The organism is Achromobacter sp. (genome assembly GCF_057314935.1).
In genome coordinates, this window is the sequence record NZ_DBHKZA010000025.1 from 1 (window position 1) to 22340 (window position 22340).

The window sequence follows — 22340 nt, forward strand, 5'->3', positions numbered from 1 at the left end:
CAGAAAAATAGCCGCCCCGCCGCCGGGCCGCCCCAAGGCGGGGCAGCCCCCTCGGGGGGCAGCAAGCGAGCGAAGCGAGTGCAGCGTGGGGGCCTTCTTTTGCAGGTTTTCGATTCCCGTACGGAAAGGTAGGGATAGACCACCGTACAGGGAGAGTTTTTGTGTCTGCTTCATCTCATGCGCGCCTGCGCACCACGCTGACCGCCGGCCGCATGGCCGTGCTGGCCGCCACTTGCGCGGGGGCGCTTGCCGCCGGCATGCCCGCCGCCTGGGCGCAATCCGCGCCTGCCGCAAGCGCCCAGGTCAGTTACCAGATTCCTGCGGGGCAGTTGGCCGATGCGCTGACGCAGTTCGCCCGCAGTGCCGGCGTGATCCTGTCGTTCGACCCCGCGCTGGTGCGGGGCCAGCGCTCGGACGGGCTGAATGGCGCGTATTCGGTGGGCGCTGGCTTTGCCCGTATCCTGTCGGGCAGCGGCCTGCAGGCGCGCGCGCAATCGGGCAACACCTGGACGCTGGTGCCGGCTCCCGTGTCGTCGTCGGGCGACACGCACGTGCTGGCGCCGGTGACGGTATCCGGCATGTCGGACAGCGCGCTGGCACCCACGGTGGGCTATGTCGCCCGCGCCAGCGTCAGCGCGACCAAGACGGATACGCCGCTGATCGAGACCCCGCAATCGGTGTCCGTCGTGACGCGCGAGCAGATCACGGAGCAGGGCGCGCAGACCTTGAACCAGGTGCTGCGCTATACGGCTGGCGTGGCCACCGAATCGCGCGGCGCCACCGCCACGCGCCTGGACCAGTTCACCGTGCGCGGCTTCTCGGCTTCGACTTACCTGGACGGCCTGCGGGTCTTCGGCGGACGCGACGCCTTGCCGCAAGTGGACGCCTATCGCCTGGAACGCGTGGACGTGCTGAAGGGGCCTGCATCGGTCATGTACGGTCAGGGCGGCCCCGGCGGCGTGGTGAACCAGGTCAGCAAGCGCCCGCTGGAGGAGACGCTGCGCGAAGTGGAAGTGCAAGTCGGCAACTATGACTACCGGCGCGCCAATTTCGATTTCGGCGGCCCCGTGGACGAAGAGGGCAAATACCTCTATCGCCTGGTGGGCTCGGGCTACCTGTCCGACGGCCAGGTGAAGGACACCAAGGAACGCCGCTACTTCGTCGCGCCGGCCTTCACGTGGAAGCCCAACGGCGATACCTCGTTGACCGTGCTGACGAATTTCCAGCGGGATCCCGACATGGGCTCGTACGGCAGCGTGTCGTCGATGCGCACGTTGCTGTCCGCGCCCGACGGTATCCGCCTGCCGTCGGACTACTACGACGGCGACGCGAATTTCGAAAAGAGCGACCGCAAGAGCTACTCGCTGGGCTATGTGCTGGACCATCGGTTCAACGACACCTTCAAGGCGACACAAAGTCTGCGCTGGACGCGTTCCGAGGCCAAGTACCGCAGCATCTACGGCGCGTCCAATCCGAACTTCGGCTATCTGGATCCGAATTACCTCTATCAGCAGCGCGCCTCGATCGCGACCGACGTGGATGTCGGCGCGTTGACCATCGACAACAACCTGCAGGCGCGCTTCAACACCGGCGCCTTCGGCCACACGGTGCTGCTGGGCTTTGATTACCAGCACGTCAAGACCGACACGCTGTCCGGTTTCGGCAGCGCGCCGCCGCTGTACGTGCTGAATCCGGATAACCACCAGAACATCCCGGTGCCGGCCTTCTCGACCGACGCGACGTCGCGGCAGTATCAGACGGGCCTGTATTTCCAGGACCAGATCAAGATCGACCGCCTGTCGGTGTTGCTGGGCGGGCGCTACGACTGGTCGCGCACGGTGGGCGAGACCACCACCATCGCGACCGGCCGCGTCGCGCCGTCCGCGCTGAACGCCGAGGCGTTCACGGGCCGTCTGGGCGTGATCTACAACTTCGACAATGGCGTGGCGCCGTACTTCAGCTATTCGGAGTCGTTCGAGCCGCAATCGGGAACGGGCTGGCAGAACGTGCCCTTCAAGCCCATCGAAGGCAACCAGTACGAGGTGGGCATCAAGTACCAGCCGCCGGGCAGCGCGACGATGCTGTCGTTCGCGGCGTTTGATATCCGCCGCGAGAACATGACGACGACCGATCCGGATCCGACGCACATCTGCGGCACGGCAGGCGGCCGATGCTCGATCCAGGCGGGCGAACTGCGCACGCAAGGGATCGAACTGGAAGCCAAGACCGAGCCGCTGCGCGGTCTGACGCTGGTGGCGGCGTATTCGTTGATGGACAACGAATACTCCAAGGCCAACCCCAGCCTGACCGGATTGAACCTGAAGGGCAAAACGCCGGTGGGCGTGCCGTCGCAACAGGCCTCCGCATGGGCGCGCTACCAGTTGCAGGACGGCCCCCTCGCCGGCATGGGCGTGGGCGGCGGCGTGCGCTACATCGGGTCTTCGTACGTGAACGACACCAACACCATGAAGGTGCCGTCCGTCACGTTGTTCGACCTGATGCTGGACTACGACCTGGGCCGCGTGTCGCCGACGTTAAAGGGCATGCAGGTGGCGCTGAACGTGCAGAACCTGTTCGACAAGGAATACATCGCATCGTGCTCGGGTGATTCCTGGTGCTGGTACGGCTATCAGCGTTCCATCAAGGCCAGCCTGCGGTATCGCTGGTAAGCGGGGCAAGGGAAGCGGTCCGCAAGGGCCGTTTTCCTTCGCGGCCGAGGCGCAAGGCATCGATCCCCAATTATTTGGCGTCTTCGGTAGTGAGAATGGTTATAATTCAAACTCGCCTGACAGGTATTGGCCGCGGGGCTTGCCTGCTTGGGTCATCGGACCAGTCTTCGGACTAAAGGAAAAAACCAAAATGAAATTCGCTAGGACTTTGGCCGCGATCGCCCTGTTGGGCAGCGCGGGCGCCGCGCAGGCGCACTTTGTTTGGCTGGAACGCAGCGCCGAAGGTCCGGCCAAGGCGTACTTTGGTGAATGGGCGGACGATCTGCGTGAAAAGCGCGACGGCCTGCTGGGCAAGGTCCTGGTGGCGCCGGTTGTGACCGGCGCGGATGGCAAGGCGCTGAAAGCGTCGGCCGAAGGCGCCGATTTCGTGGAATTCGGCGCAACGGGCAAGGGCGACGTCCGCCTGGCGGCCCCCATCCAGTTCAAGGAAACGCTCGTCAAGTACAACGCCAAGGCGGGCCGCGCGGACACGCAAGGCAAGCTGGACCTGGAACTGGTGCCGACGGCCGCGGACGCCAACACGTTCGTCCTGCAATTCCAGGGAAAGCCGCTCGCCAAGACCGAAGTCACCGTGTTCGGTCCGCCCAAGTGGGAAAAGCGTTTCCACAGCGACGAGAACGGCCGCATTGAAATCACGACGCCGTGGCCCGGCCAGTATGTGCTGGAAGCCGCGCACGTCGAAGAGAAGGCGGGCGAGGCCGACGGCAAGTCCTACGCCAAGATCCGCTACGTATCCACCCTGACCTTCAACGTGTCCAAGTGAAAGCTCCCGCAGCCGGCGCAGGCATGATGCGCTACCGAATGGCCGTATTTTCCAGGATGGCTGCGGCCATCCTGGGCGGCTATGTCCTTGCCTCGGCGGCTGCGGCGTGCCTGGCCGTCTGGCTGCCCATGGGGCGGGCGGACGCCGTCACCGCGGCGCAGATGTTGTCCTTCGTGTTCTACGCCTGTGGCGTGATCTGGGTCTTTGCCACGCGCAACGCCTGGCGCGCATGGGCCGGGATATTGCTGCCGGCCGCGGTGCTGGGGGGGCTCTTCCTGGCGGGGCGGATGATGGGGGCGGCATGAAGGCGGGGAAAGCAAAGGCGCAGGGTGAAGAAGGCCTGCGCCAGTCGATGTCCTGGCTGCACACCTGGTCCGGGCTGATCTTCGGCTGGGTGCTGTTCGCGATGTTCCTGACGGGGTCGCTGGCGTTTTTCCGGCCCGAGATCACGCGGTGGATGCAGCCCGAGATCGAGGTTCGGCCTGTACCTGCCGTGCAGGCCATTGAAATAGGACAACGTTACCTGAGCGAACATGCGCCGGATGCCAAACGCTGGTTCATCACACCGCCGTCGAATCGCGAGCCGTTGATTCTGCTGCTGTATCAGCTGCCCAAGCCTAAGCCTGGCGAACGCGGATTCGTGCGCGTGAAGCTGGATCCTGCAACAGGGCAGGCCGTGACCGGCCGCGAGACGCGCGGCGGAGATTTCTTCTACCGCTTCCATTTCGAACTGGAGACCGCGTTCCCGTGGGGGCGGTGGCTGGCGAGCATCGCGGGCATGTTCATGCTGGTGGCCATCATCAGCGGCATCATCACGCATAAAAAGATATTCACCGATTTCTTTACCTTCCGCCCCAGGAAAGGCGGGCAACGCGCCTGGATGGACGGGCATAACGTATTGTCCGTGCTGGGGTTGCCGTTTCACCTGATGATCACATTCAGCGGTCTGGTGCTCTTCATGGTTATGCTGATGCCCGCGGGTATCCATGCCGTGTACGAGAACCCGCGCCAGTACTCGGACGACGTCTTCAAATCGTTCAAGGTCACGCCGCCGTTGAATCAGCCCGGGACGCTGATCCCGATCGCGCCGCTGGTGGAGCAAACCCAGCAGCATTGGCATGGCCGGGTCGGCCGTGTCACCGTCAACAATCCGGGCGATGCCGGGGCGACCGTCACGCTCACGCGGGACGCCGCCGATGGTGTCTCGTACGGCCGCTTGGCACCCTACATGCGCTTTAACGGCGTGACGGGTGAATTCCAGGAAGGCGAGGACGACCTGAGCGCCACGGTGAAGACCGCGGGCGTCATCACGGGCCTGCACCTGGGGCTGTTCGCGGAACCGCTGCTGCGCTGGTTTTATTTCCTTGTCAGTTTGGCGGGCACCGCCATGGTCGGCACCGGCCTGGTGCTGTGGATTGCCAAGCGCCGTCAAAAGGCGCGGCCAGGCGATGCCCGCGAAGCGTTTTCCTTGCGTCTGGTCGATGGCCTGAACGCCGGCACCATTGCGGGCGTGGTCTTTGGCGTGGCAGCCTTCTTCCTGGCCAATCGCCTGCTGCCGGCCGACATGCCGGGGCGTCAGGTCTGGGAAGTTCGCGCCTTCTTTTCGGCCTGGGCGCTGTCGCTGATCTACGCCTTCATTTTCCAGCGGCGCAAATGGCAGGATTTGCTGGCGGTGGCCGCAGCGTCGCTGGCCCTGGTGCCGGTGGTCAATGCGTTCACCACGTCGCGCCATCTGGGCGTGTCTCTGCCGCAAGGCGATTGGGTCATGGCCGGGTTCGACCTGACCTGCCTGGCCAGCGCGTTGCTGTTTGCTTGGATGGCGACGAAGGCGGCGAGGGCCCGCAAGGCGCCAGCGAAGGTCCCTGCGAAAGCTGGGGCCAAGCCCCGCGCCAGCCAGCCGGCCGCCAAGACGGTTTCTCCCCAGGTCGCTGACCCCGAGGCGCCGCGCGCCCCGAACCCCGTCGTCTATGAACCGCGAGGTGACACGCCATGACGCTTGCCGCTTTCTGCCTGGCCTATGCGGGGTTTTCCGCCCTGTGCCTGGGCATGGACCGCCACTACGAAGACCTGTTCGATCGCGCCATGCCGCGGCGCCACCGGGTGCCGTTGCGGGCCTTCGGCTGGATCGCGCTGGCGCTGTCCTTGTGCGCCTCGGCGGCGGTCTGGGGATGGAGCTACGGCACGGTCGAATGGATCGGCATCCTCAGCATCGCCGGCCTGCTGCTGATCTGGTTCCTGACGTTCCGTCCGCGCGCCGCGCTGACCGCGGGCGGGCTCTGCGCGCTGGCGGCGCCGGTGCTGGCCGTCCTGTAGCCCGGCGAATTCGCGCGGGTGGGGCGGCAGCCCCGGCGGCGGCGTGCGCCGGCACGTTACACTGCTTGTTTCCCCTAGCAAACGCCTCTTCGCCTCTATGAATACCCGCGTCCTTACCGGCATTACCACCACTGGAACCCCCCACCTCGGCAACTACGCGGGCGCGATCCGTCCCGCGGTCCAGGCCAGTACGCAGCCCGGCGTGGACGCATTCTTCTTCCTGGCGGATTATCACGCGCTGATCAAGTGCGACGATCCGGCCCGTGTCGCCCGTTCCCGCCTGGAAATCGCGGCAACCTGGCTGGCCGTGGGGCTGGACCACGAGCGCGTGACGTTCTACCGCCAGTCCGATATCCCCGAGATCCCCGAACTCAGCTGGTTGCTGACCTGCGTCACGGCCAAGGGCCTGATGAACCGCGCGCACGCCTACAAGGCATCGGTGGACCAGAACGTGGCCAAGGGCGTGGAGCCCGACGACGGCGTCACCATGGGGCTGTTCTCGTACCCGGTCCTGATGGCAGCCGACATCCTGATGTTCAACGCGAACAAGGTGCCGGTGGGCCGCGACCAGATCCAGCATCTGGAGATGGCGCGCGATATCGCCCAGCGTTTCAATCACCTGTATGGCCGCGATTACTTCACGCTGCCCGAAGTGACGATCGAGGAAGACGTGGCGACCTTGCCGGGCCTGGACGGCCGCAAGATGTCCAAGAGCTACAACAACACGATCCCGCTGTTCGAAGGCGGCGCCAATGCGCTGCGCGCGTCGGTGATGCGCATCGTGACCGATTCGCGTGCGCCGGGCGAAGCCAAGGACGCCGAAAGCTCGCACCTGTACACGCTGTACCGCGCATTTGCGACGCAGGCCGAATCGGCCGCGTTCCGCAAGCAGCTGGAAGAGGGAATGGGGTGGGGCGACGCCAAGCAAGCGCTGTATGAACACCTGGAGGCGCTGCTGGCGCCGATGCGCGAGAAATATTTCGACCTGATCGCCAACCCGGGCCGCATCGAAGACATCCTGCAGGCCGGCGCTGCCCGCGCCCGCAAGCTGGCGGTGCCCATGATGCAGGAGCTGCGCGAAGCCGTGGGCTTGCGCAATCTGAACGCCGGCGCCGCGGCCGGCAAGGCGCAAGGCAAGAAGGAAAAGGGCAAGGGCGCACGCTTTGTCAGCTTCCGCGACGAAGACGGCGGCTTCCGTTTCCGCCTGCTGGCGGCCGATGGCGAAGAGTTGCTGCTGTCGCAGCGTTTTGCCGACCCGAAGGAGGCCGGGGCCTTGATGCGCCGCCTGCAATCGGAACCCGCAGACAGCGTGCTGCAGGCTAGTGCCGAGGGCTATGCGGCGATGATCGACGGCGTGGCGGTTGCCACGGCGCCGGCGGGCGCGCAGGCCGAGTCCGACGCGCAGTTGGCGCGTGCGCGCGAAGCCTTGGCGTCGCTGTCGCAGGAATAAAGGGCAAGCCGGCGGCGCGTGGCGCCGCTGGCGGGCATGACGTTGCGGCGGCGCTGCCGCAACCGGCGGGCGTCAGGCCAGCCGCGCGCTTGCCACGATGCGGCCGTCGCGCACCTGGAAGCGCTGCGCGCTGCCCTGGCCGGCGATTTCAAGCATGTCGCCTTCCGAATAGCCCGTGACGTTCGGGCAGTCCAGCCATTCCGGATTGATGAACGGAAAGTACTTCAGCGTGCCGCTGCCTTGGCTGGCGAAGTCGAAGGTGGTGTTGGCGACCACTTCCGGATCCCATTGGCTGGCGTCGAAGACCAGCGCGCAGCCCGTGCCGATCCGGTAGACGATGCTGGCGCCCATGCTGGCGAATCCCAGCGCGCCGACATGCAACTGCGCGCCATTGCGCAGCTCGATGATGCGGGTGCCCAGACGTTCCAGCGTGATGTGCTTGAAGGTCACTTCCGCGCCGTCGACGATCAGATGCGCGTACTGGCCTAGCGTGACTTCGTTGTAAGCGCCGCTGTTGGCGGCTTCTTTTTCGGTAATGGTTGCCGCTTCATTGGCGGCAAGCGTAATGGTATTGCGCATGACGGATGGCTCTCCGGGGGGCTCTCGGGGTAGGGCGCTGTTGTTGTTGTGCTGCGTGCCTGATAGACGGTTCGCGCCGCGGTTCGCCTGATCATGGAATCTGTGCCTGCCGAGTTCCCCTACGCCACCGGCTTTTATTATTTGGACACAATTCGATATTTTCCCTTATTTTTCTGGTTTGAGGATTGAGGCAGCGCAAGGAAACGACCCGTTTAAGGGAAAGTCCTAGGCTAAAGAAAAAAGCCCGGCGCAGTGGGCGCCGGGCTTTTCATGGGTGATCCCGGGGGATCAGCGCTTGAGCTTGGCGAACGCGTCCGCCATGGCGCTGTTCGTCGCGCCGCCGCCCGCGTTGCCACGTCCGCCGTCACCCTGGGGGCGACGGGGCCGGTCGCCGCCCTTGGGCGCATCGCCGCTGCGGCGCGCCGGGGCGGCGGTGTCGTTCAGGCGCATGGTCAGGGCAACGCGCTTGCGCGCCGCGTCCACTTCCAGCACCTTCACGCTGACCGTCTGGCCGACGCGCACCACGTCGCGGGGATCCTTCACGAACTTCTCGGCCAGTGCCGAGATATGGACCAGGCCGTCCTGGTGCACGCCGATGTCGACAAACGCGCCGAAGTTGGCCACGTTGGTCACGACACCTTCCAGCACCATGCCCGGGTACAGGTCGTTCAGCGTCTCCACGCCTTCCTTGAACTGCGCCGTCTTGAATTCCGGGCGCGGGTCGCGGCCGGGCTTTTCCAGTTCGGCGAAGATGTCGCGCACCGTCGGCAGGCCGAAACGCTCGTCGGTGAAGTCGGACGGCGAGACACCCTTCAGGGCTTCGCGCTGGCCGATGATCTGCTTCACCTCGGCCTTGATCTTGGCGACGATGCGTTCGACCACCGGATAGGCTTCCGGGTGGACCGAGGACGCATCCAGCGGATTGTCGCCGTTGGGAATGCGCAGGAAGCCCGCGGCCTGCTCGAAGGCCTTCTCGCCAAAGCGCGGCACTTTGCGCAGGATTTCACGGGTGGGGAACGCACCGTTCTCGTCGCGCCAGGCCACGATGTTCTTGGCCAGCAGCGAGTTCAGGCCCGACACGCGGGCCAGCAGGGCGGCCGAGGCCGTATTCACATCCACGCCGACGGCGTTCACGCAATCCTCGACCACGGCGTCCAGTGAACGCGCCAGCTCGCGCTGGTTGACGTCGTGCTGGTACTGGCCCACGCCGATCGCCTTGGGATCGATCTTGACCAGTTCGGCCAACGGGTCCTGCAGGCGGCGCGCGATGGATACGGCGCCGCGCAGGGTCACGTCCAGATCCGGGAATTCCAGCGCCGCGGTTTCGGATGCGGAATACACGGACGCGCCGGCCTCGGAGACCACCACGCGGGTGACCTTCAGGTCGGGGAAGCGCTCCATCATGTCGCCCACCAGCTTTTCGCTTTCGCGCGAGGCGGTGCCGTTGCCGATGGCGATCAGGTCCACCTTGTGGCGCGCGACCAGCGCGGCCAGCGTGTTGATCGTGCCGTCGCGGTCGCGGCGCGGCTCGAACGGGTAGACGGTCGTGGTGTCGACGACCTTGCCGGTCTGGTCGATCACGGCGATCTTGCAGCCCGTGCGGATGCCCGGATCCAGGCCCAGCACGGCCTTGGGGCCGGCAGGCGCGGCCAGCAGCAAGTCTTTCAGGTTGGCGGCGAACACGCGGATGGCTTCGGCTTCGCCGCTTTCGCGCAGGCGGCCGATCAGCTCGCTTTCAAATGCCGTCAGCAGCTTCACGCGCCAGGTCCAGCGGCACACCTCGCCCAACCAGCGGGCGCGCGGCGTGGCGTCCAGCGCGAACAGGCCGTTGCCCAGCTTCAGGAAGCTGGCGATGCGCGCCACGCAGGGGTGCGGCAATTGCGCTTCCAGTTCGGCTTCCAGCCCCAGGCGCAGTTCCAGCACACCTTGCTGGCGTCCGCGCAGCAGGGCCAGGATGCGGTGCGAGGGCAGCGTGCGCAGCGGCTCGTTGAAATCGAACCAGTCGCGGAAGTTCGCGCCTTCGGTTTCCTTGCCGTCGACCATCTTGGAGTAGATCAGGCCGGTGGACCAAAGGTGCTCGCGCATGTCGGCCAGCAGGTCCGCGTTTTCGGCATAGCGTTCGGCCAGGATGTCGCGCGCGCCATCCAGCGCGGCCTTGGCGTCGTTGATGGACGCCTCGGGGTTCAGGTACTGCGCGGCCAGCGTGGCGGGATCGCAGGCCGGATCGGCCAGGATGGCGTCCGCCAGCGGCTCCAGGCCCGCTTCGCGGGCGATCTGGGCGCGGGTGCGGCGCTTGGGCTTGTACGGCGCGTACAAGTCTTCCAGGCGCTGCTTGGTATCGGCCGTTGCGATTTCCTGCTGCAGCTCGGGCGTGAGCTTGCCCTGCTGCGAGATGGATTCAAGGATCGAGCCGCGGCGTTCTTCGAGTTCGCGCAGATAACCCAGGCGCACTTCCAGGTTGCGCAGCACGGTATCGTCCAGGCCGCCGGTGGCTTCCTTGCGATAGCGCGAGATGAAGGGCACGGTGGCGCCGTCATCCAGCAGTTCCACCGCCGAAGCGATCTGGGAGGCGCGCGCGCCGAGCTCGGTAGCGAGCTGCGCGACGATGCGGGCGTTGTCGACGCCGGCGGCGACGTTCGTGATAGCGGAAGTTTCAGACATCTCTATACGACGACAAAAAGGAAAAACAAGGGGCGGATTGTGCCATAAGCCACTGTTACAGAACGTGCCAGAGTGGACCGATCCGTCCCTGCGCGAGCCGAAGGCCAGCCCGGCACCGGGTATCATTTGATCCTTTCCCACATCAGTGTCTGGCGCCCGAACCGTAACCGGTACCGGTTCACCATAGACTCCGACCGACACTAGGCTGCCGTAATGCTGGACCTGGATATTTCCGAATTTTTTGACGAGGACGGGCCCCTGGCCACGGCCATGCCCGGCTACAAGCCACGCCCTTCGCAGGTGGAGCTGTCGCAGGCCATCGGCGACGCCATCCAGGACCGCGCCACGCTCGTGGCCGAAGCGGGCACCGGCATCGGCAAGACCTGGGCCTATCTTGTACCCGCCTTCATCCAGGGCGGCAAGGTGCTCATTTCCACCGGCACCCGCACGCTGCAAGACCAGCTCTTCGCGCGCGATCTGCCGCGCGTGCGCGCCGCGCTGGCCGCGCCGGTGACGGCCGCGTTGCTCAAGGGCCGCGGCAACTATGTCTGCCACTACCACCTGGAACGTCTGCAGGGCGACGAGCGCGCGCTGAAGTCGCGGTCCGAGATCCAGCAACTGCGCCAGATCCAGGTCTTCGCGGGCATCACCAAGACGGGCGACCGCAGCGATCTTGCGCAGGTGCCCGAAGACGCCGACATCTGGCAACGCGTGACGTCCACGCGCGAGAACTGCCTGGGCCAGGAGTGCCCGCGCATCCGCGACTGTTTCGTCGTCAAGGCGCGCCGCCAGGCCCAGGAGGCCGACGTGGTGGTGGTCAACCACGCGCTGTTCATGGCCGACCTGGTGCTGCGCGAAGAGGGCGTGACCGACCTGCTGCCCGAAGCCGACACCGTCATCTTCGATGAAGCGCACCAGTTGCCCGACACCGCCACGCGGTTCCTGGGCAGCAGCGTGTCCACGCACCAGCTGATGGATTTCGGCCGCGCGCTGGAGGTGGCCGGCCTGGCGTATGCGCGCGAGGCCGCCAAATGGAGCGACGTCAGCCGCCATCTTGAAACCGCGGCGCGCGAACTGCGGCTGACCTGTGCGCCGCTGGACCGGATGCCGGGCCGCAAGGCGACCTTCGACGCGATCCCCAACCCCGAGGAATTCGACGAGGCGCTGGCCGCCTTGCGCGAGGCCGTGGACACGGCCACCAAGGCCTTGGGCGTGGTGGCTGAAAAACACCCCGACCTGATGGCTGCCGCACGCAGCGGCGCCGAAATCTCCGTGCGCCTCAAGCGTTGGGCCACGCCGGGCCGCGCCGATGCCGGCTTTGCTGACGAAGGCTGGGGCCGCGACGACCAGTCGCCCGAACCCGCAGCGGCCGACCTGGGCGACGGCCCGTCCACCCCCGCCGCCATCCTGGAAGGCGTGGCCGCGGCCGCCGAGCAATGGACGGGCCCTGCCGTGCGCTGGGTCGAGCATGGCCAGCATCACGTGCGCCTGCATTCGGCGCCGCTGTCGGTGGCGCAGGCGTTCTCCAAGTACCGCAAGCCGGGCCAGGCCTGGATCATGACCTCGGCCACGCTGTCGGTGAACGGCGAGTTCACCCACTTCACCAGCCAGCTGGGGCTGTCGAGCGCCCGCACGGGCAAGTGGGAATCGCCGTTCAACTATCCCGAACAGGCGCTGCTCTTCGTGCCGCGCGGCATGCCCGAACCGCAGTCCCCGCAGTTCCTGGACCGTTTCGTCGAAACGCTGATGCCCCTGCTCGAAGCCAGCCCCGGCGGCACGCTGGTGCTGTGCACGACACTGCGCGCGGTCGACAAGGTCGCGACCTTGCTGGCCGACGCCTTTGACGACGCCGGACACGAATGGCCGTTGCTGAAACAGGGCGAGGGCACGCGCCGTGATTTGCTGGACCGCTTCTGCAAGCTCAAGCATCCGGTGCTGGTGGGCAGCGCGAGCTTCTGGGAAGGCATCGACCTGCCGGGCGACGTGCTCACTTTGGTCGCCATCGACAAGCTGCCGTTCGCGCCGCCCGACGACCCCGTCATCGAAGCGCGCCTGCGCGCCTGCCGGGCCCAGGGCGGCAATCCCTTTTCGGAATACCAGTTGCCCGAAGCCGCGATATCGCTCAAGCAGGGCGCGGGCCGCCTGATCCGTACGGAGTCCGACTGGGGCGTGCTGATGGTGGGCGACGCGCGCCTGGTTGAAAAGCCTTACGGCAAGCGCCTGTGGCGCGGCCTGCCGCCTTTCGCGCGGACGCGCGAGCTGGAAGAGGTGCTGGCGTTCTACCGCCGCAAGCAGGAAGGCGAGGGCGGGGACGCGTAGCGCCAGGCGCGCCCGCCGGTGCTGCGCCTTGCGGCAGCCAAAAAGAAAGCCCCTCTTTCGAGGGGCTTCGCTTTTCCCATGCGGAGAGAATCCGCAGACCGATCAGTCAAACGGGTTCCACCAGCTGCGATCGGCCTTCAGGCCCTTGGTCTTGAAGTCGCTGTTGGGGAAGTTCTTGTCGTAGACGCGTTGCGCGTCGTTCTTCAGTTCCGTCATGCCCAGCTTGTCGTAGGACTCGACCATCAGGTAGAGCGCCTCTTCGGTGGCGGGGGCGCCTTCAAAGTCGGTGATGACGGTCTGCGCGCGGTTGGCGGCGGCCACGTAGGCGCCGCGCTCGTAGTAGTAGCGGGCGACGTGGACTTCGTTCATGGCGATGGTGTTGACCAGCCACGCGACGCGCTTCTCGGCATCCACCGTGTACTTGCTGTCCGGGTAGCGCTTGATGAGCTCGTTGAACGCGTCATAGGACGCCCGCAGGCCCTTGGGATCGCGTTCAGCCGGATCCTGGCCGGTGATGTTGCTCATGAAGGCGCTGGCCGGCGTGAAGTTGATCAGGCCCTTCAGGTACAGGGCGTAGTCGGTGCCGGGGTGGTTGGGATACAGCTGCTGGAAGCGGTCGATCGCGGCCAGGGCCTGTTCGTTCTCGCCGTCCTTCCAGTTGACGTAGGCCAGTTCAAGCAGGGCTTGCTGGGCGTAGACGCCGAAGGGGTAGCGGCTTTCGATGGCGGTCAGACGTTCGCGTGCTTCCTTCCAGCCTCCGGAGGACATTTCGGCCTTGGCGTCGGCGTAGAGCTGTTCGGCGCTCCAGTTGGTGGTCTTGTCGTACTTGCTGTTTGTCGAGCCGCACCCGGCGATGACAATGACGGCAAATAGCGCGATAACCACGCGCAAAACCGGCCCGCTTCGGGATGCGGGGTTCGAGGGAGCTGCGGAGTGGTGAATCACGAGAATCGTATCCTTGGTGTTAGCATGGCAGGCTGATTATATGATTTGTCTCCATGTCTGATACAGCCGCCGGCACAGATCTCGTTTCCGACGATGAACTTCTGGGCCTTTCCGACGAAACCGGCGACGAAAACGCCGACGAAAACCCCAGTGAAAACCGGGGTGAACCGCAACTTGTAACGGTGCCTTCCAGCACCAAGGCCGACCGGCTGGACAAGGTGCTGGCCGGCTTGTTGCCCGACCATTCCCGCAGCCGCCTGCAAGGCTGGATCGAAGCCGGCAATGTGCACGTCAACGGCGCGCCCGGCAAAGTCCGCCAGACGGTCGGCCCCGGCGACGAGCTGCAGGTGTGGGCCCAGCCAGCGCCCGATGCGCGCGCCTTCACGCCCGAGCCCGTCGAATTCCTCGTCGTGGACGAAAGCCCCGAGTGGATCGTCGTGAACAAGCCCGCCGGGCTGGTCACCCATCCTGGCGCAGGCAACTGGAGCGGCACGCTGCTCAATGGCTTGCTGTATCGCTATCCGGAACTGGCGTCCGTGGCGCGTGCCGGCATCGTTCACAGGCTGGACAAGGACACCTCGGGACTGATGGTGGTGGCCCGCAACGAGCGCGCCCAGACGCATCTGGTGCGCCAGTTGCAGGCGCGCAGCATGGGACGCGAATATGTGGCGCTGGCCCATGGCTGGATCGCCAACGGCGGCCGGGTCGAACGCGCGATCGGACGCGATTCCCGCGTGCCGATCCGCATGAGCGTCGAGCGTCCGGTGGCGCCCAAGCCCGCCATTACCAATTACGCGCCCGCGCGCCGCGGCCAGGTGGATCCTGGCGGCCGCGTCACCGAAGTGGTGTGCCGCCTGGAAACGGGCCGCACCCACCAGATCCGCGTCCACATGGCCAGCCTGGGCCATCCGCTGCTGGCCGACACGATCTATGGCGGCAAGAACATCGCGGGGGCGCAGCGCCAGATGCTGCATGCCCGCGCCCTGCATTTTGACGACCCGGGCGGCCGTGGCGAGGTCCAGTTCGCCGCCGCCGTGCCCGAGGACATGACCCTGGTCCAGGAAAGCATTGCATGGAACGCGTGATCGCCAGCCTGCCTGTCGTGACCGGCCCGGAATGGGCCGGCGTGAACTATTTCTGCACGACCCGCGCCGGCGGCGCGGGCGTGGCGCCGCATGACACCCTGAACCTGGGGCGCCGCGCGGGCGACGATCCGGACACGGTGGCCGAGAACCGGCGCCGCGTGCGCGACGCCGTGCCTGCCGATCCGTTGTGGTTGCGCCAGGTGCACGGCAGCGACGTCGTGGATGCCGATGCGCAGGACGTGCCGGACGAACCCGCGGTGGACGCCAGCGTCACGTCGCGACCGGGCCGCGTGCTGGCCGTCATGGTGGCGGACTGCCTGCCGGTCGTCATCGCGGATGCCGGCGGCCAGGTGCTGGGCGCGGCGCATGCCGGCTGGCGCGGGCTGTCGGGCGGCGTGCTGGAACATACGCTGGCGGCCATGCGCGCCAAGGCCCCCGCGGCCACCGGCTGGCGCGCCTGGGTCGGCCCCGGCATCGGCCCGCAGGTGTTCGAGGTGGGGCAGGACGTGCTTGACGCCTTCACGCAAGACGATCCCGCCACCGCGCGCTACTTCACGCCGCGCGCCGGTCTATCGGGAAAGTGGTTGGCGGACCTCGCCGGATTGGCGGATTTCCGCCTGCGCCGCGCCGGGGTACAAGAGGTGTCCTTGTCAGGGATGTGCACGGTGTCCGAATCGGAACGGTTCTTTTCGTACCGGCGCGACGGCGAAACCGGACGCATGGCGCTGTTGGCCTGGCTCGACCCGGTTTGATCTTGCGCAAGGCCGGCCGCCGGGCTTGAGATCTACCCTGGCGGTCTCCTTGTATACCCGCATTGACAGTCCTGGACCCGGAATGCAACATCAATCGAGCAGTCTCGATAACAAGGTGTCGAAGTGAACGCCAATCTCTCCGCCGCAGGGCCCATACCGGTGAGCGTGGCACCGGAAATCCTGGCCGATATTCAGGCCGAGTTCTCTCGCGAGTGGCAGCGCCTGTGTGACGACGCCCGCCGCGGTGCGCTTGCGCCTCTGGCCGACCGCCGCTTCGCCGGCGATGCCTGGGCCTCCAACGGTTCGCATCTGCTGCTGGCGCATACGTATCTGCTGTCGGCCCGCGCCATGCAACGCATGGTCGATGCGGCCCAGGTCAGCGAACCGATGCGAGAGCGCCTGCGTTTTTCCATCATGCAATGGGTCGACGCGCTGTCGCCGTCGAACTTCCTGGCGCTGAATCCGGATGCCCAGCAATCCATCGTGGAAAGCGCGGGCCGCGCCTTGAACGAAGGGCTGGCCAACCTGTTGGGCGACGTCAAGAAAGGCCGCATCACCCAGACAGACGAATCGCAGTTCGAGATCGGCCGCAACGTGGCGGTGACGCCTGGCGAAGTGGTGTTCGAGAACACCTTGTTCCAGCTGATCCAGTACGCGCCGTCGACCGCCACCGTGCACGAGCTGCCGCTGGTGATCGTGCCGCCGAACATCAACAAGTTCTACATCCTGGACCTGCAGCCCGAGAATTCCTTCGTGCGCCATGCGGTGGAACAGGGCTACACCGTGTTCCTGGTCTCCTGGCGCAATCCGGTGGCCAGCGATACCGACGGGGTGGACCGCGCCACCTGGTCCGACTATCTGGATGACGCCGTCCTGCAGGCGCTGCGCGTGGCCAGCGACATCACCAAGCAGCCCAAGGTCAATGCCCTGGGGTTCTGCGTGGGCGGCACGATGCTGGCGTCAGCGCTGGCGCTGGCCGAGGCCCGCGGCGAACAGCCCGTGGCGTCCCTGACGCTGTTGACCTCGCTGCTGGACTTCCACGACACCGGCATCCTGAACGTCTTCGTCGACGAGGCGCATGCGCTGCTGCGCGACCATCAACTGGGCAACGGCGGGCTGATGCCCGGCCGCGACCTGGCCACCACGTTCTCGTTCCTGCGGCCCAATGAGCTGGTCTGGAACTATGTGGTGGGCAACTACCTGAAGGGCCAGAAGCCGCCCCCGTTCGACCTGCTGTTCTGGAATGGCGACAGCACCAATCTGCCGGGGCCGTTCTTCTCGTGGTACTTCCGCAATACCTACCTTGAGAACAATCTGAAAGTGCCGGGCCGCGCGCAAGCCGCCGGCATGCCGCTGGACCTGACGCGCCTGACGATGCCGGCGTATATATTCGGATCCCGCGAAGACCATATCGTGCCTTGGGTGTCGGCCTATGCCTCCACGCAACTGCTGCGCGGACCGCAACGCTTCGTGCTGGGGGCCTCGGGCCACATCGCCGGCGTCGTGAATCCGCCGGCCAAGAAGCGCCGCAACTATTGGGTGGCGGACAAGCTGGGCAACAAGGGCCACGACATGCCCGGCGATCCCAAGGCCTGGTTCGCGCAGGCCACTGAAGTCGCGGGCAGTTGGTGGCCCGACTGGACCCAATGGCTGTCGCGGCATTCGGGCAAACAGGTCAAGGCGCGCACGAAATTAGGCAATGCCAAGTACCGGCCGATCGAGCCGGCGCCTGGCAGGTATGTGAAGGTCCGGGCTGCCTGACGCCGCCATGCGCGGTTGGCCCAGGCCAATAAGAAGTTAATCAACGAGGCGTCCGTCGCACACAGGAGGAAGTCCAATGAGCGGAAAACTGGCTTACGTAACAGGCGGGATGGGCGGTATCGGCACCTCTATTTGCCAGCGCTTGGCCAAGGATGGCTTTCGCGTGGTGGCAGGTTGCGGCCCAAGCCGCAACTACCAGCAATGGCTGGATGAGCAGGCAGCGCAGGGCTACACGTTCTATGCATCGGTCGGCAACGTGTCGGACTGGGATTCCACGGTAGCGGCCTTTGAACGGGTCACCGCCGACCTGGGCCCGGTCGATGTGCTGGTCAACAACGCGGGCATCACGCGTGATGGCCTGTTCCGCAAAATGAGCGCGGACGATTGGCGCGCGGTCATCGACACCAACCTGAACAGCCTGTTCAACGTGACCAAGCAGGTCATCGAGGGCATGGTCGAGCGTCAGTGGGGCCGCATCATCAACATCAGCTCGGTGAACGGGCAGAAGGGCCAATTCGGCCAGACGAACTATTCCACGGCGAAGGCGGGCATCCACGGCTTCACCATGGCGCTGGCCCAGGAAGTCGCCAGCAAGGGCGTCACGGTCAACACGATTTCGCCGGGCTACATCGGTACGGACATGGTTCGCGCCATCCGCCCCGAAGTGCTGGAGAAGATCGTTGCCACGATTCCGGTGCGCCGTCTGGGCACGCCTGAGGAAATCGCCTCCATGACCTCGTGGCTGGCTTCGGATGAGTCCGGCTTTTCGACTGGCGCGGATTTCTCGCTCAACGGCGGCCTGCACATGGGCTAATGTTGGTCAGCGGGCCGCCATCGGGCGGCCCCAGGCGCTGGAAGGCCTCGGGGAGAGGGCCTTCCGGCATTACACTCCACCTTATCCGAAGTCTTAGAGATCGCCCGATCCGGGGACACACATGACGCAAGCACAAACCGGCGCCAGCCTGCGCCTGATTAAAAAATACCCCAACCGTCGCCTATACGACACCCGGACCAGCACCTACATCACTCTGGCAGATGTCAAGCAACTGGTCCTGGCCAACGAAGAATTCCAGGTGGTCGACGCCAAGAGCGGCGAAGACCTGACGCGCAGCATCCTTTTGCAGATCATCCTGGAAGAGGAAAGCGGCGGCATGCCCATGTTCTCGTCGAACATGCTGTCGCAGATCATCCGTTTCTACGGCCACGCCATGCAGGGCATCATGGGTTCTTACCTCGAGAAGAACATCCAGGCCTTCATGGAAATCCAGACACGCATGGCTGAGCAGTCCAAGGGGCTGTACGGCAGCCAGTTCGGACCTGAAGCCTGGACCCAGTTCATGAACGTGCAGACGCCCATGCTGCAAAACATGATGAACAACTACATCGACCAGAGCAAGAACCTGTTCGTGCAGATGCAGGACCAGATGCAGGACCAGACGCGCGCGATGTTCTCGACGTTCCCGTTCACGCCCGGCAGCACGCCGCCGGGGTCGGGTCGCAAGTAATCGCAGCAAAGCGGGGCGGGCACGCCCTCCCGTTGATCCAGAAGCCGGCAGGGCCATCGCCTGACCGGCTTTTTTGTGGGCGCTCGCTGGCGCGACGCGACAGGCCGGCGCGTTGACTGAACGCAATAATCCGCCCCTTTTTGGGCTCGCGGGTTCAGGGATATGTCAGTTTTTTTCGTTACATTAATGAAAACGGTTCTTGTTTAGCTTATCGGAACCGCCATTCATTTGTGTCTCAAGGATTATGCACATGATCAAGAAAGCCTTGGCGCTGGCCATCGTCGCTCTGAGCGTGTCTGCCGCGCAAGCGGCCGAATACCCCATCGGCAAGCCGGTTGAGAAGGGCGGCATGGAAATTGGCGCGGTCTATCTGCAGCCGATCGAAATGGATCCGCCCGGGATGATGCGTCCCGCCAAGGATTCCGACGTGCACCTTGAGGCCGATATCCACGCCACCGCCGGCAACAAGACGGGCTTCCCGGAAGGCGAGTGGGTGCCTTATCTGGTCGTGAATTTCGAGATCCAGAAGGTCGGCAGCCAGAACGTGCAGAAGGGCACCTTCATGCCCATGGTCGCCAACGACGGCCCGCACTACGGCGACAACATCAAGCTGGAAGGCCCGGGCAAGTACAAGCTGAAGTACACGATCCTGCCGCCGTCCGAAAACAAGATGGCCCACTTCGGCCGCCACGTCGACAAGGAAACCGGCGTGGGCCCGTGGTTCGAGCCGTTCGAACTGGAATACGAATTCGTCTACGCCGGCACCGGCAAGAAGGGCGGATACTGATCGTGCGCCGCCTGCATCGCGTTGTTGCCGCCGCGCTGATCGGCCTGGCCGCTTTTGCCGGCATGGCACCCGCGCAGGCGGATGAATTGCCGACGTTCACCTTGAGGTTCAAGCCGGACGGCACGTTCGAGCCGGCGACCCTTGAAGTGCCCGCCGGCCGTTTCAAGATCGAACTCATCAACGAGAGCAACGAGCCGGTGGAATTCGAGAGCATTCCGCTGCGCAAGGAAAAAGTGCTGGGCCCGGGGGTGAAGTCCTTCGTGGTGATCACCATTTCCCGTCCCGGCGAGTATCCCTTCTTTGATGACTTTCACCAGAGCGTGAAAGGCACCCTGGTCGTCAAGCCCAAGGAATAAGCGGTAGCAATACATGGAACAGGTCCTCTTTATCGTCTGGCGTGAAAGCGTCGAAGCCATGCTGGTGGTGGGCATCTTGTACACCTGGCTGCGCTCCACGCCGGAAGGCAAGCGCGGGCTGAAATACCTGTGGGGCGGCGTGGGGGCCGGGCTGGCCCTGGCCGTGGCGCTGGCGCTGGTGCTGCTGGGCGTGTCGTCCTGGCTCAGCGACGAAGGCCAGGAATGGTTCCAGGCCATCATGTCGCTGGCGGCGTGCGCGCTGGTCGTGCAGATGGTGGTGTGGATGAAGAAGCACGGCCGCACGCTCAAAGGCGAATTGGAAAGCGGAGCGCGCAGTTCCGTGGCCAGCGACAACTGGTGGGGCCTGTTCGTGCTGGTGGCCATCGCCGTGGCGCGCGAAGGCAGCGAAACCGTGGTGTTCCTGTACGGCACGGTGTCGGCGGGTGAAGGCGGCAGCGACATGCTGATGCTGGCGCTGGCCGGCGTCGCGGGTTTCGCCGTGGCCTTGCTGACATTCTGGCTGCTGCAGCTGGGCGGCAAATTGATTACCTGGCGCCGTTTCTTCCGCGTGACCGAAATCCTGCTGCTGTTGCTGGCCGGTTCGCTGCTGGTCGGCGGCCTGGACCACCTGATTTCGCTGGACGTGCTGCCCACGATCATCGACCCCGTCTGGGACAGCTCGTGGCTCTTGAGCGACAGCACCGGCGTTGGCAAGATCCTGGCGGACTTCGCCGGCTACCGCGCCCTGCCGGCACTGATCTCGGTCTTGTTGTGGGTGGCTTACTGGATCGTGGTCTGGGCGCTGCTGCGCTGGGTGGGCAGCAAGTCCGCCCGTGCGCCGGCGGCCGCCCGGAGCGCATCCTGATTCCGACGTGATGCCGGACTGAACAATGAAGGTTTGACCATGGCAGCTGTACTCGGGAGGGTGACTTCCCGGATCGCCGATTTCCTCCGTGACCATGCCCCGCTGTTGCGCAAGCTGCAGTGGGGCATTGTCGCGTTGTACGCGTTCCTTTTGATCGTGCCCGTGATGCTTCCTTTGCCGGACAACACGGCATCGGTCTTCAACAACCTGACGATCGTGGCGCAGTTCGCCTTCTGGGGCGTCTGGTGGCCGTTCGTGCTGATTTCCATGCCGATCCTGGGGCGCGCCTGGTGTGGCTGGTTCTGCCCCGAAGGGATGCTGACCGAGTGGGCCAGCGAACGGGGGCAGGGCCGCGCCATCCCGAAATGGATGCGCTGGGGCGGCTGGCCTTTCGTGGCCTTTGCGCTGACGACGGTCTACGGCCAGTTGGTCAGCGTGTACCAGTATCCGCTGGCGGTGCTGGCCGTGCTGGGCGGTTCCACCGTGGCGGCCATGATCGTCGGCTGGCGCTATGGGCGCAGCAAGCGCGTGTGGTGCAAGTACCTGTGCCCGGTCAACGGCGTGTTCAACCTGCTGGCCAAGCTGGCGCCGTGGCACTTCAAGGTCGATGAAGAGAAATGGCGCCATCCGGTCATCCGGATCGAACCCATCAACTGTGCGCCGCTGGTGCCCCTTCGCCATATGAAGGGCGCCGGCGATTGCCACATGTGCGGCCGCTGCAGCGGCTATCGCGGCGCGATTGAATTGACGCCGCGTTCGCCGGAAGAGGAAATCGTGCACGTCGCCGACGGCGACGCGTGGCAAACCGCGCTGCTGTGCTTCGGACTGATGGGCATCGCGATCGGCGCCTTCCTCTGGAGCGCCAGCCCCTGGTATGTGACGGCCAAGCAATGGGCCGCGACCTGGCTGGTCGAACACGACATCATGTGGCCGCTGATGGACAACGCGCCCTGGTTCATCCTGACCCACTATCCGGACGTGAACGACAGCTTCTCGTGGCTGGACGGCGCGGGCATCCTGCTGTTCGTCGTCGGCGCGACGGTCATCGTCGGGGGCGCAAGCTTCCTGTCGCTGTGGATCGCCGACCGGCTGGCGCCCGCCGCGCCCCAGGCGGATGCGCCCGCCGTGCGGTGGATCCGCCCCGGCGTGCACAAGCTGGCGCAGGCGCTGATTCCGTCGGCCGGCATCGGCGTGTTCCTGGGCTTGTCCGCCACGACGGTCAACCTGCTCAAGCATGAAGGCGTGCAAGCTGCCTGGGCCGGTCCCGTGCGTTTCACGTTGCTGACCCTTGCCGTGCTGTGGACCTTGCGTCTCTTCGCGCGCCTGCTGGCGCCGCGTCAGGTCAGCGGATGGCGCAAAGCCGCCGCCTGGCTCGTGCTGGTGGCGGGCCTGGCGCCGTTCTGTATGGCCTGGGTGCTTTTCTTTGCAATCTGGTAAGCACTGCTTGATGGTCTGAAACCGGGCGCTGCG

At 65.4% G+C, this 22340-nt stretch carries 19 protein-coding genes; 16 read left to right on the plus strand and 3 right to left on the minus strand.

The window, feature by feature from the left end; translation table 11 throughout:
- Positions 1-212 precede the first annotated feature (212 nt).
- The 6 genes from ACO6D5_RS11555 (at position 213) to ACO6D5_RS11580 (ending at position 7255) form a co-directional block, all read left to right on the plus strand.
- Positions 213-2669: a TonB-dependent siderophore receptor gene (locus tag ACO6D5_RS11555; protein ID WP_485825494.1), complete on the plus strand. Its 2457-nt coding sequence runs from the start codon at positions 213-215 to the stop codon at positions 2667-2669.
- Positions 2670-2859: 190 nt separating this feature from the next.
- On the plus strand, positions 2860-3492 hold the full coding sequence (locus ACO6D5_RS11560; protein WP_035212797.1) for a DUF4198 domain-containing protein: 633 nt from the start codon (positions 2860-2862) through the stop codon (positions 3490-3492).
- Between the two features lie 23 nt (positions 3493-3515).
- Positions 3516-3797, plus strand: a complete 282-nt coding sequence (locus ACO6D5_RS11565; RefSeq protein ID WP_315846457.1) for a DUF3649 domain-containing protein — start codon at positions 3516-3518, stop codon at positions 3795-3797.
- Complete coding sequence (locus ACO6D5_RS11570) at positions 3794-5485, plus strand: PepSY domain-containing protein (protein WP_315846458.1); 1692 nt, start codon at positions 3794-3796, stop codon at positions 5483-5485. The genes ACO6D5_RS11565 and ACO6D5_RS11570 overlap by 4 nt, the downstream gene beginning before the upstream one ends.
- A complete protein-coding gene (locus tag ACO6D5_RS11575) occupies positions 5482-5805 on the plus strand; it encodes a DUF3325 family protein (RefSeq protein ID WP_315846459.1) in 324 nt (107 codons plus the stop codon). The genes ACO6D5_RS11570 and ACO6D5_RS11575 overlap by 4 nt, the downstream gene beginning before the upstream one ends.
- 97 nt (positions 5806-5902) lie before the next feature.
- Positions 5903-7255 (plus strand): tryptophan--tRNA ligase, encoded by a 1353-nt coding sequence (locus tag ACO6D5_RS11580; RefSeq protein WP_315846460.1) that lies wholly within the window; start codon positions 5903-5905, stop codon positions 7253-7255.
- A gap of 72 nt (positions 7256-7327) precedes the next feature.
- Here ACO6D5_RS11580 and ACO6D5_RS11585 read toward each other — a convergent pair whose 3' ends face one another.
- Both ACO6D5_RS11585 and tex read right to left on the minus strand, forming a co-directional pair.
- Positions 7328-7834: a hypothetical protein gene (locus ACO6D5_RS11585; RefSeq protein ID WP_315846461.1), complete on the minus strand. Its 507-nt coding sequence runs from the start codon at positions 7832-7834 to the stop codon at positions 7328-7330.
- A gap of 288 nt (positions 7835-8122) precedes the next feature.
- Complete coding sequence (gene tex / locus ACO6D5_RS11590; RefSeq protein ID WP_485825468.1) at positions 8123-10495, minus strand: RNA-binding transcriptional accessory protein Tex; 2373 nt, start codon at positions 10493-10495, stop codon at positions 8123-8125.
- 213 nt (positions 10496-10708) lie between these two features.
- On the opposite strand from tex, the gene yoaA reads away from it, so the two are divergent.
- Positions 10709-12814, plus strand: a complete 2106-nt coding sequence (gene yoaA / locus ACO6D5_RS11595; protein ID WP_485825469.1) for a DNA repair helicase YoaA — start codon at positions 10709-10711, stop codon at positions 12812-12814.
- 102 nt (positions 12815-12916) lie between these two features.
- Here yoaA and ACO6D5_RS11600 read toward each other — a convergent pair whose 3' ends face one another.
- Positions 12917-13705, minus strand: coding sequence for an outer membrane protein assembly factor BamD (locus tag ACO6D5_RS11600; protein WP_315846473.1), 789 nt, complete (start codon positions 13703-13705; stop codon positions 12917-12919).
- Positions 13706-13812: 107 nt separating this feature from the next.
- Between ACO6D5_RS11600 and ACO6D5_RS11605 the strand changes: the two genes are divergently transcribed.
- From ACO6D5_RS11605 to ACO6D5_RS11645, 9 genes are all read left to right on the plus strand, one after another.
- Entirely contained in the window at positions 13813-14844 is a 1032-nt protein-coding gene (locus ACO6D5_RS11605) for an RluA family pseudouridine synthase (RefSeq protein WP_315846464.1), read from the plus strand.
- Positions 14832-15596 (plus strand): peptidoglycan editing factor PgeF, encoded by a 765-nt coding sequence (pgeF, locus tag ACO6D5_RS11610; RefSeq protein ID WP_485825470.1) that lies wholly within the window; start codon positions 14832-14834, stop codon positions 15594-15596. Before ACO6D5_RS11605 ends, pgeF begins: the two co-directional genes overlap by 13 nt.
- 123 nt (positions 15597-15719) lie before the next feature.
- The gene (locus ACO6D5_RS11615) at positions 15720-17357 is read left to right on the plus strand and encodes a class I poly(R)-hydroxyalkanoic acid synthase (protein ID WP_315846466.1); all 1638 of its coding nucleotides are present in this window, start codon (positions 15720-15722) and stop codon (positions 17355-17357) included.
- 76 nt (positions 17358-17433) lie between these two features.
- Complete coding sequence (gene phbB, locus ACO6D5_RS11620; RefSeq protein ID WP_006222901.1) at positions 17434-18171, plus strand: acetoacetyl-CoA reductase; 738 nt, start codon at positions 17434-17436, stop codon at positions 18169-18171.
- A gap of 121 nt (positions 18172-18292) precedes the next feature.
- Entirely contained in the window at positions 18293-18862 is a 570-nt protein-coding gene (phaR, locus tag ACO6D5_RS11625) for a polyhydroxyalkanoate synthesis repressor PhaR (RefSeq protein WP_006222902.1), read from the plus strand.
- Between the two features lie 250 nt (positions 18863-19112).
- Positions 19113-19649: an iron transporter gene (locus tag ACO6D5_RS11630; protein WP_006222903.1), complete on the plus strand. Its 537-nt coding sequence runs from the start codon at positions 19113-19115 to the stop codon at positions 19647-19649.
- A 2-nt stretch (positions 19650-19651) separates the two neighbouring features.
- A complete protein-coding gene (locus ACO6D5_RS11635; RefSeq protein ID WP_315846467.1) occupies positions 19652-20005 on the plus strand; it encodes a cupredoxin domain-containing protein in 354 nt (117 codons plus the stop codon).
- 13 nt (positions 20006-20018) lie between these two features.
- Entirely contained in the window at positions 20019-20870 is an 852-nt protein-coding gene (locus ACO6D5_RS11640) for an FTR1 family iron permease (RefSeq protein ID WP_315846468.1), read from the plus strand.
- 39 nt (positions 20871-20909) lie between these two features.
- The gene (locus ACO6D5_RS11645; protein ID WP_315846469.1) at positions 20910-22307 is read left to right on the plus strand and encodes a 4Fe-4S binding protein; all 1398 of its coding nucleotides are present in this window, start codon (positions 20910-20912) and stop codon (positions 22305-22307) included.
- The last annotated feature ends 33 nt before the right edge of the window (positions 22308-22340 follow it).

Coding starts and splice junctions, on each gene's coding strand:
- phaR (WP_006222902.1), top strand. CDS start 18,293: ATGACGCAAGCACAAACCGGCGCCAGCCTGCGCCTGATTAAAAAATAC.
- ACO6D5_RS11580 (WP_315846460.1), top strand. CDS start 5,903: ATGAATACCCGCGTCCTTACCGGCATTACCACCACTGGAACCCCCCAC.
- ACO6D5_RS11555 (WP_485825494.1), top strand. CDS start 213: ATGGCCGTGCTGGCCGCCACTTGCGCGGGGGCGCTTGCCGCCGGCATG.
- ACO6D5_RS11570 (WP_315846458.1), top strand. CDS start 3,794: ATGAAGGCGGGGAAAGCAAAGGCGCAGGGTGAAGAAGGCCTGCGCCAG.
- phbB (WP_006222901.1), top strand. CDS start 17,434: ATGAGCGGAAAACTGGCTTACGTAACAGGCGGGATGGGCGGTATCGGC.
- ACO6D5_RS11630 (WP_006222903.1), top strand. CDS start 19,113: ATGATCAAGAAAGCCTTGGCGCTGGCCATCGTCGCTCTGAGCGTGTCT.
- ACO6D5_RS11640 (WP_315846468.1), top strand. CDS start 20,019: ATGGAACAGGTCCTCTTTATCGTCTGGCGTGAAAGCGTCGAAGCCATG.
- ACO6D5_RS11585 (WP_315846461.1), bottom strand. CDS start 7,834: ATGCGCAATACCATTACGCTTGCCGCCAATGAAGCGGCAACCATTACC.
- ACO6D5_RS11605 (WP_315846464.1), top strand. CDS start 13,813: ATGTCTGATACAGCCGCCGGCACAGATCTCGTTTCCGACGATGAACTT.
- ACO6D5_RS11565 (WP_315846457.1), top strand. CDS start 3,516: ATGATGCGCTACCGAATGGCCGTATTTTCCAGGATGGCTGCGGCCATC.
- ACO6D5_RS11560 (WP_035212797.1), top strand. CDS start 2,860: ATGAAATTCGCTAGGACTTTGGCCGCGATCGCCCTGTTGGGCAGCGCG.
- yoaA (WP_485825469.1), top strand. CDS start 10,709: ATGCTGGACCTGGATATTTCCGAATTTTTTGACGAGGACGGGCCCCTG.
- ACO6D5_RS11645 (WP_315846469.1), top strand. CDS start 20,910: ATGGCAGCTGTACTCGGGAGGGTGACTTCCCGGATCGCCGATTTCCTC.
- ACO6D5_RS11575 (WP_315846459.1), top strand. CDS start 5,482: ATGACGCTTGCCGCTTTCTGCCTGGCCTATGCGGGGTTTTCCGCCCTG.
- tex (WP_485825468.1), bottom strand. CDS start 10,495: ATGTCTGAAACTTCCGCTATCACGAACGTCGCCGCCGGCGTCGACAAC.
- pgeF (WP_485825470.1), top strand. CDS start 14,832: ATGGAACGCGTGATCGCCAGCCTGCCTGTCGTGACCGGCCCGGAATGG.